Source organism: Dehalococcoidia bacterium (assembly GCA_035574915.1).
In the GTDB taxonomy this organism is placed as follows: domain Bacteria; phylum Chloroflexota; class Dehalococcoidia; order DSTF01; family WHTK01; genus DATLYJ01.
On record DATLYJ010000073.1, the window covers coordinates 1 to 5,385 of the forward strand.

At 69.9% G+C, this 5,385-nt stretch carries 5 protein-coding genes; 3 read left to right on the forward strand and 2 right to left on the reverse strand.

What is annotated here, in order from left to right:
- From VNN10_06850 to VNN10_06860, 3 genes are all read left to right on the forward strand, one after another.
- The coding region (locus tag VNN10_06850) for a hypothetical protein (GenBank protein HXH21729.1) at positions 1–490 on the forward strand (490 nt) is incomplete at its 5' end.
- A gap of 278 nt (positions 491–768) precedes the next feature.
- A complete protein-coding gene (locus VNN10_06855; protein ID HXH21730.1) occupies positions 769–1,782 on the forward strand; it encodes a phosphotransferase family protein in 1,014 nt (337 codons plus the stop codon).
- Entirely contained in the window at positions 1,779–2,234 is a 456-nt protein-coding gene (locus VNN10_06860; GenBank protein HXH21731.1) for a hypothetical protein, read from the forward strand. Before VNN10_06855 ends, VNN10_06860 begins: the two co-directional genes overlap by 4 nt.
- 221 nt (positions 2,235–2,455) lie before the next feature.
- Here VNN10_06860 and mgtE read toward each other — a convergent pair whose 3' ends face one another.
- A complete protein-coding gene (mgtE, locus tag VNN10_06865; GenBank protein ID HXH21732.1) occupies positions 2,456–3,808 on the reverse strand; it encodes a magnesium transporter in 1,353 nt (450 codons plus the stop codon).
- A gap of 367 nt (positions 3,809–4,175) precedes the next feature.
- On the reverse strand, positions 4,176–5,385 hold a 1,210-nt coding region (locus VNN10_06870), incomplete at its 5' end, for an amidohydrolase family protein (protein ID HXH21733.1).

Consider the following 5,385-nt stretch of genomic DNA (forward strand, 5'->3'; position numbering starts at 1 on the left):
CCTCGCGCCAGGTGAGAGGCTGCCCTTCAACTTCGTCGGCACCGTCCGTCTCACCTCCAGCGAGCCGATCGGCGTGATCGTGAACCGCGCCACCAGCCTGGGCGACACCTTCACCAACTATCGCGGCATCCGTCCGGCCGATGGCGCGCGGCGCGTGCTGCTGCCTGTGCTGAACAAGAACTACGGCTCTATCCCCGGCGCCGCCGCGGGCTGGAACAGCTGGTTCCGGGTGATGGTGGCCGACGGCGGCCGGGCGACGGTGACCGTGCGATACTTCGGGCTGGACCTGCCGGGCGGCTCGATCTCCTACACGGTGAACGTGGACCGCGAGTTCACGGTTTTCCAGTACCTGGAGCCGGCGCTGCCGAACGGGTTTGCCGGGACGGCGATCATCGAGGCGGACAGGCCCATCGTGGCGCTGGCGAACCTGACCACGGACGTGTTCCGCGGCGACCCGGACCTGCTCTACAACGGCATCTCACTCGACTGAGCAAGCCCCTGCACCCAGGGCGTCTGTGCACTACGCCCTCCGCCGGCCCTGGCCCTGGCAGCAGCGCCACAGGTTGCTCCGGGCTGACACCCTCACGATGACAGGCTGCGGCCGGTCGGGGTCGCGGCCTCCCGCGTCGCGGTCGCGTCGTTCGGCGCCCGGCTCCCCCTCGAGGGCTGCCAAGGGACGCGGCCTTCCTCACGGGTGCCCGGGCTGCAGTCGGCCGACGCCGCTGCCGCTAGAATGACGCCACCGGCGGCGAAAGAGGCGTAGTTGAAATGTTGACGGAGTCCGGCCTCGTCTCCTACCTCGCGCGGCGAATGCCCGAGGCCTCCGAGATCAGCGTGACGAAGCTGGCGCGCATCCCGGGCGGCGCTTCCCGCGAGACGTGGTCCTTCGAGGCCCGCTGGCGCGAAGACGGCGCCCTCCGCGAACGCGGCTTCATCGTCCGGCGCGACCCGACCGGCTCCCTTCTCGAGACGGACCGCGACGTCGAGTTCCGCATGTACCAGGCCATGGCGGCGGCAGGTGTGCCCGTCCCCCCGATGTACTGGATCGAGCCCGATGGCGCCGGGTTGGAGCGGCCCTTCTTCGTCATGGGGCGGGTGGAAGGCGAGACCAACGGAGCGCTGCTCGTCTCGCCGTCCTACGGCGGGTCGCGGGAAGAAATCGCGCGCCAGAAGGCGCAGATCCTGGCGCGCATCCATCGCGCCGACTGGCGGGCGCTCGGCGTGGAGGCGTTTGCCGGCCCAGCACCGACCCCGGAGACGGCCGCTCGAGTCGAGGTCGAGCGCTGGGAGTCGATCATGCGTCGTGACGCGCTGGAGCCGCAGCCCGTGCTGGAAGCGGCGCTGGGCTGGCTCAAGCGGAACGCGCCCGTGGCGCCGGCGATCACCGTGGTCCACGGCGACTACCGCACCGGCAACTTCCTCTACGACGACAAGAAGATCAACGCCATCCTGGACTGGGAAATGGCCCACCTCGGCGACCCGATGGAAGACATCGGCTGGCTATGCCTGCGCAGCTGGCGGCATGGCACCGAGCTTGCCGGCGGCCTGGTGGAGCGCGAGCGCTTCTACGAGATGTACGAAACGGCCGGCGGGTACCCTGTAGACCGGCGCTCGGTCCACTTCTGGGAGGTGCTCGGCAACCTGAAGCTGGCCGTGATCTTCCTTACGGGCGGGCGCTCTCTGGTGGAGGGCAGGACCGCGGACCTCATCCTTGCCATGACGACCCGCATGATCCCCGGGATCGAACGCGAGATACTGACGCTCCTGGAGGCTGGACCATGAGGCCGGACGGCGACGAATTGCCGGGCATCATCCGCCGCGCGCTGGTCGAGTACGTGGCGCCGGAGGTGTCCAGCGTCTACGGGCGCACCCAGCTGACGTACGCCCTCAGCCTGCTCGCCCAGCTGGCGCGCGAGGCCGACGGCGCGGCCGCGAGGCTGGACCAGGAGATCTCGGCCCTGCGGCGCGTGCTGGGTGCCGCGCTCCGGCGGCTGGAGGCGGCGGACGAGGACCCTCGGCTCGTCTCTGACGCCCGAGCCGCCCTGCGGTTGCGGCGCAAGCGCGACCTGCGCCTCTCCGCCCTGCGCGCGGAGCGCGCCGCGTTACTCGAGGTCCTGGTCCGGCTCGAGGCAGCATGTTCGGGAGCGGCCAGGGGGACCGCCCGGGCGCGGGTGCACGGACTGCTGGTCTCCTTCCTCCGCGCGCAGTCCGGGGGCCGGGCCCCGGCGCGCTGAGGCGACCCGAGCCCGTAACTGCGGGTCCGCGCACCATCGGGAGGCGCGCCGCGCTCCTGCTCCTTGCCGGCTCAGCAGCCGCACTGGCAGCCTCTCACCTCGCGCTGGCGATGTCCGCCTTCGACGCCTACGCCGGGCTGCTCCAGCGGCTGATGTTCGCGGCCGCCTACCTCTGGTTCGCCATCGAGGCCTGGAGCGCGGACGCCACAGTGGGGCCTCCGTCAGGTCAACCGGTCGATGAAGATCGTCGCCAGTCCCAGGTAGATCAGGAACCCCATGAAGTCCGTCACCATCGTGTCGAACACGCCGGCGATGGCAGCCGGGTCGACACCCAGGCGCCGCAGGGTCATGGGGATGATCACACCCGTGGTGGAGGCAACCATCATGTTCAGGAACATGGCCACGCCGGCGATTAGCCCGAAGGTCATGTCGCCGCGCGTTACCCAGGCCACCGTGGCGAGCACGCCGCCGAACAGCACACCCTTGATCAGGCCCAGGGCCCACTCCTTGCGGAGCATGTGCACGATGTCGGCCGGGGTCAGCTCGCCCAGCGCCATTGAGCGAACCACGATAGTGGCGGTCTGGATGCCCGCGTTGCCGGCCTGGCCGGCGATCATCGGCATGAAAATCGCCAGGGCGGCGACGCGGGAGATGGTGTCCTGGAAGACGCTTATGATCGATGCCCCAGCGAATGCCCAGACCATATTGAAGGCGAGCCAGGGCACGCGGCGGCTGGCGGACTCCAGCACGGGACTGAAGGCCCACTCCTTCACGCCCAGGCCTGCCATGCGGTAGATGTCCTCGGTCGCCTCTTCGACCTGCACGTCGAGGACGTCGTCCGGCGTGATGACGCCGAGCAAGCGGCCCTCGTCGTCCACCACGGGAAGCGCCAGGAGGTCGTAGTGCCGCATGCGTTCGGCCGCGACCTCGCGGTCGGCGCTCGCGGGGACGCTTATCACGTCCGTCGACATGATGTCCCCGAGGCGTTCCTCCGGCTCCGCGACGACGATATCGCGCAAGCTCACGATGCCCTGAAGCTTCGACTCGTCGTCGACGACGTACAGGTAGTAGGGCTGGTGGGGGTCCGGCTTCTGAGTGCGAAGGAAGCGTATGGTCTCGTCGACAGTCCAGTCCCGCCGCAGGGCGAGGACGTCCGGGTTCATGAGCCCGCCGGCGCTGTCCTCCTCGTGCGTGAGCAGCTGCTCGACGACGACTCGGTCCTCCAGCAGGGGCAGGACTTCCCGCGCCCGCTCCTCGGGGAGGTGCTGGACGATGTCCGCCTCGATGTCGTCGTCGACGCTGTCCAGGATGACCGCGAGGCTGGACGCCGGCATCCTCGCGACGACCTCGGCGCGCACATCCTCGTGGAGATGCTCGAGGATGTCCGCAGCCTGGTCGGGCTGAAGGGCGGACAGGACCTTCTCGAGCGCGTCCTCGTCCAACTCCTCCAGGAGGTCCGCCTGGTCGGCGGGGTGACGGGTGGATATCAGGGCAACGGCATCCGCCGAACGGCCCTCCCGGACGAGGTCGTTCAGGACTTCCGCGAGGTTTTCCAGGTGCTCCTCTGAGACCATGACGACACACCCCTGCTCGGGACGCAGCTTTCGGACGCGTCCCGGGAATCTCGACGTTTGTGGGAAGAGGTTGACGGCTCAGGCCGTCAGGGGATGTGCCCGGGGTCTAGGCGGGTGTCGCAGAACGATGGCGTCCTTTGCCGGCCGGATGGCCACCGCCTGCGGCCAGCAGCTTGCCGGCCCCTGTGAGGACTGGGCTAGCTCTGGCGTCCTCCGTTCGTAGCGGGTAGAGGGCAGCATAAGCACCCGTTCTCCGCCATTTCTGCACCGCCTTTGGGCTTTCTAAAGGCAGGATAACGCCGCCGGCCCGCTACCGCTATCCCCGGGCCAACGGTATCCAGTCGGCACAGGGTCTGCGCCGGCGTCGTCAGTCGAGCCGAGCCGACGAGGAGCGCTCGTAGGCGACTTCGCCGGCGATTACAGTCAGGTCCACGCTGAGCTGTTCCCATGGGACCTCTCCTGGCAGGGCGTTGAGGACCACCAGGTCGGCGACGAAGCCCGGGGCAACGGAGCCGCGCTCGCGGTCCAGCCCGAGGACGCGGGCTGCCCCCGAAGTGAAGAGGGCCAGGGCATCGCTCGCGGTGAGTGATTGGGCCGGGGCGAGCTCGGCGCCGCCGCGGGAGAGGCGCTCGACTGCCCCGCGGATGCCGTCGAGGGGGCGCGGGGCGGCTACGGGAGCGTCGCTGGAACCGGCCACGGGCACGCCCGCCTCGAGCAGCCGGCGAATTGGATACAGGTCGGAGCGGTCGGCGTCGGACAGCCGCCGGAGCATGAGGTCGGCGCTCTCGAACAGAAAGCCCGGCTGAGTCACGACGGCCAGGCCGAGGGCGGCGATGCGGCGCGCCGCGTCTTCCGCGGCGACGCTGCAGTGCTCGATGCGGTGGCCGGGCGCTGGCCGCCCCAGCGCCTCGAAAGCCTCAAGGACCGTCTCGAGGCCCGCGCGGGTGGTCACGTGGACGGCGGCCCGGCGCCCCGCTGCTTCGATCCGGCGCAGTATTGCCGCCAGGAGGCCGGCCTGCGGGTAGAACTCGTGCTCGAGCTCCTTCGGCATGATCTTGACCGGCCCGCGAAGGAGGCGCCCCTTGCCTTCGGGAAGCTCGCCAAGGTGGTCGTAGCACTCCATGAGCGACACAGCCTGGGGCAGGACTCCCTCAGACTGCAAGTCGCCGAAGAGGCGCCACTCCGCTGCGCCGTTCGTAGGCGTGGCGTCCTGAAGGAACGTAATCCCTTCGGCAAGAAGCCTTCGGGCTGCCTCGGCGACGGCGCTGCGCAGTTCGCCGGGAGCCGGCGGGGGCAGAAGCCCGTCGAGCATCTCGTTCATCTCGACCAGCAGCCCCGCTGGTTCGCCGTCCGCGAGGTCGCGCTCCATGTAGCCGCCGGGCGGCTCAGGGGTGGAACCTGTAATGCCGGCGAGCTTCAGGCCCAGGCTGTTGAGGACGGTGGCGTGGCCGCTGCGGTGGTCCAGGCGCACGGGGTGGCCGGGCGCCGCCTGGTCCAGCTCGCGGCGCGTCGGGTGGCGGCCTTCCCGCAGGGCGCGCTCATCGTAGCCCGCGGCCCTGACCCAGGTCCCGGGAGGC

Bases quoted from the DNA above. Each gene is read 5' to 3' on its own strand.
- VNN10_06855 (HXH21730.1), top strand. From the start codon at position 769: ATGTTGACGGAGTCCGGCCTCGTCTCCTACCTCGCGCGGCGAATGCCC.
- VNN10_06860 (HXH21731.1), top strand. From the start codon at position 1,779: ATGAGGCCGGACGGCGACGAATTGCCGGGCATCATCCGCCGCGCGCTG.
- mgtE (HXH21732.1), bottom strand. From the start codon at position 3,808: ATGGTCTCAGAGGAGCACCTGGAAAACCTCGCGGAAGTCCTGAACGAC.